The sequence below is a fragment of the Xanthomonas sp. SHU 308 genome, from assembly GCF_000364645.1.
Taxonomy (GTDB): Bacteria; Pseudomonadota; Gammaproteobacteria; order Xanthomonadales; family Xanthomonadaceae; genus Xanthomonas_A; species Xanthomonas_A sontii.
The window spans coordinates 1-2,813 of the sequence record NZ_AQOK01000371.1 but is presented as its reverse complement, the minus strand read 5'-3'; the positions used below and the strand labels follow the sequence as shown (position 1 = coordinate 2,813).

The window sequence follows — 2,813 nt, the reverse complement described above, 5'->3', positions numbered from 1 at the left end:
GCGCCCAGCGGCTGCCACTGGCAGGAACTGTCCGAAGCACGCCGCGCGCAGTTGCTGGGCGAACTGGAGATCGCGACGGCGGCGCTGCCGGCGCAGCGCGGCCTGCCGGTCGCCGGGCCGGTGGCGACCACCCACTTCGACCGCGACGACACGCACGGCGACGACGCTGCCGACGGCGCCTACGCGCAGGACACGCACGACACGCCGATGGGCGACCGGCACGGCGACGACGACGGCCACGGCACTCACGCCGACTGAGCCGCGCAGCCAGCGGCGATCGCGTACAATCGCGCCGCTTCAAGGTGACCCGCCGGCTCCGGCCAGCGGGTTGAAACGGGAAGCCGGTGCGTCTTGCGACAAGGCCGGCGCTGCCCCCGCAACGGTAAGCGATCCGCGCTGACGACCTGCGCCACTGTGCCCTGGGCATGGGAAGGCGTCGCAGCCGGGAGGTCCGCCTCCCCGATCGCCAGCCCGGAGACCGGCCTTGCAGTTCACTGGTTGCGATGCGGAGGGCGTCGCGGCGTGCCGCGCCGTGTCCGGCGCCGTCCGCTTGCACCTTCCGTTCGCGACTCCCTTGCCGTCACAGCGCGCACCCGCGCGCCGGAGTTGTCACCCATGTCGTCCCGCCTGCTTTCGGTCGCGATCGCGTCCGCCCTGTCCCTGCCCGCGCTGGCCCACGCCGCCGATGCCGCCACCGACCTCGACCAGGTCCTGGTCACCGCCACCCGCACCCAGATCTCGGTGGAGGACAGCGTGGTGCCGGCGCAGGTCATCGACCGCGCCGAGATCGAGCGCAGCCAGGCCACGTCGCTGGCGCAGCTGCTGCAGGGCCGCGCCGGCATCGGCGTCTCCAACCAGGGCGGCCTGGGCAAGCTGACCACGCTGAACCTGCGCGGCAGCGAGTCGGACCACGTGCTGGTGCTGGTGGACGGCGTGCGCATCGGCTCGGCCAGCGCCGGCCTGGCTGCGTTCCAGGACCTGCCGCTGAGCCAGATCGAGCGCATCGAGATCGTGCGCGGCCCGCGCTCGAGCCTGTACGGCTCCGACGCGATCGGCGGCGTCATCCAGATCTTCACCCGCCGCGGCGGCCAGGGCTTCCAGCAGAACCTGAGCCTGGGCGGCGGCAGCCATGGCCTGCGCGAGGCCGGCGCCGGCTTCAGCAACCGCGGCGAGCGCGGCTGGCTGGCCGTGCAGGGCGGCTACCAGAAGACCGACGGCATCAATGCCTGCAACGGCTCGGCCACGCTGTTCGCCGGCTGCTTCGTCGACCAGCCCGACCGCGACGGCTACCGCAACGTCTCGCTGAGCGCGCGCGGCGGCTACGCGCTGACCGACACGCTGCGCGTCGAAGGCCAGGCGCTGAACATCGACAGCCGCAACGAATACGACGGCGATGCCCTGTTCGCCGGCAACGAGGCCGACAACACCCAGCAGGTATTCAGCGGCAAGCTCGACTGGACGCCCTCCGATCGCCTGCACTTGGCCGCGCAACTGGGCCGCAACGTCGACGACGCGGACAGCTACTACCGTGCGCCGGGCGCACGCACCCGCAGCTTCGTCAGCACCTTCGACAGCCGCCGCGACACCGCCGCGCTGCAAGGCGACATCACCCTGGCCGAAGGCCATCTGCTCAGCGTCGGCAGCGACTGGCAGCGCGAGCACGTCGCCAGCAGCACCGCCTTCGACGTCGACAGCCGCGACAACACCGGCGTGTTCGCCGAGTACCAGGGCCGCTTCGGCGCGCAGCAGGTGCAGGCCAGCGTGCGTAGCGACGACAACGAACAGTTCGGCGAGCACACCACCGGCAGCCTCGGCTGGGGCCTGGCACTGGCGCATGGCCTCAAGCTCACCGCCAGCGTCGGCACCGGCTTCAAGGCACCGACCTTCAACGACCTGTACTACCCGTTCGCCGGCAATCCGGAACTGAAGCCGGAGCGCTCCAAGAGCGGCAACCTCGGCATTGCGCAGTATGCCGACAGCTGGAACTGGACCTTCAACGCCTACGAGACCCGGGTGAAGGACCTGATCTCCTACGACGCGGTCAGCTTCCTGCCGGTCAACGTGGACGAGGCGCGCATCCGCGGCGCCGAACTGACCGGCTATGCGCTGCTGGCCGGCTGGGAACTGTCGGCGCAGCTGAGCCATACCGACCCGCGCAACCGCAGCGATGGCGGCAACCGCGACAACTGGCTGGCGCGCCGCGCGCAGAACACCGCGCGCCTGGACGTGGACCGCGGCATCGGCCCGGTCAAGCTCGGCGTCAGCGTGTTCGGCAGCGGCCACCGCTTCGACGACGCGGCCAACCGCGTGCGCCTGGCGGGCTACGGCACCGTCGACCTGCGCGCGGAGTACGCGTTCACCCCGGACTGGACGCTGCAGGCCAAGGCCAGCAACGTGTTCGACCGCGACTACCAGACGGTGAACTGGTACAACCAGCCGGGTCGCGAATACGCGCTGACCCTGCGCTACGCGCCGGCGGCGCGCTGAGTCGGCGTCCCGCGCTGCGCCGATGGCGTAGCGCGGGACGACAGTGCGGAAACCACGCGTCTTTTTTTGTAGATACCGTCTTACCCCCTAGCAGGCAAGGCCCCTTTTCGGATCGAACGCCGTGCCCGATTTGAGAACCCCGTAGGCCAGGTGCAGGAGCTTGCGCATGGCGGCGCATACGATCTGCTTGCCGGTTTTGCCACGTTCGCTCAGTCGCTGTTTCAGCGCCCGGATGATCGGGTTGTGGGTCATGGCCACCAGGGCCGGCATGAACAGGCCTGCGCGCAAGCGGGGCGAGCCGGTGCGCGAGATGCAGACGTGGCCTT

General features: G+C 70.5%; 1 protein-coding gene, 2 pseudogenes and 1 riboswitch. Of the genes and pseudogenes, 2 read left to right on the top strand and 1 reads right to left on the bottom strand.

Annotation, left to right across the window (positions count from 1 at the left end; all coding sequences use genetic code 11):
- Both D588_RS24690 and btuB read left to right on the top strand, forming a co-directional pair.
- A pseudogene (locus tag D588_RS24690) lies at positions 1-258 on the top strand (transcriptional regulator); the annotation flags it as partial.
- A gap of 25 nt (positions 259-283) precedes the next feature.
- Positions 284-502, top strand: a riboswitch (cobalamin riboswitch).
- Between the two features lie 113 nt (positions 503-615).
- Positions 616-2,487 carry a TonB-dependent vitamin B12 receptor gene (gene btuB / locus D588_RS0112705; protein ID WP_017916246.1) on the top strand — a complete coding sequence of 624 codons (1,872 nt, stop codon included), beginning with the start codon at positions 616-618 and terminating at the stop codon, positions 2,485-2,487.
- Between the two features lie 87 nt (positions 2,488-2,574).
- Here btuB and D588_RS0112700 read toward each other — a convergent pair.
- A pseudogene (locus D588_RS0112700) lies at positions 2,575-2,813 on the bottom strand (IS110 family transposase); the annotation flags it as partial.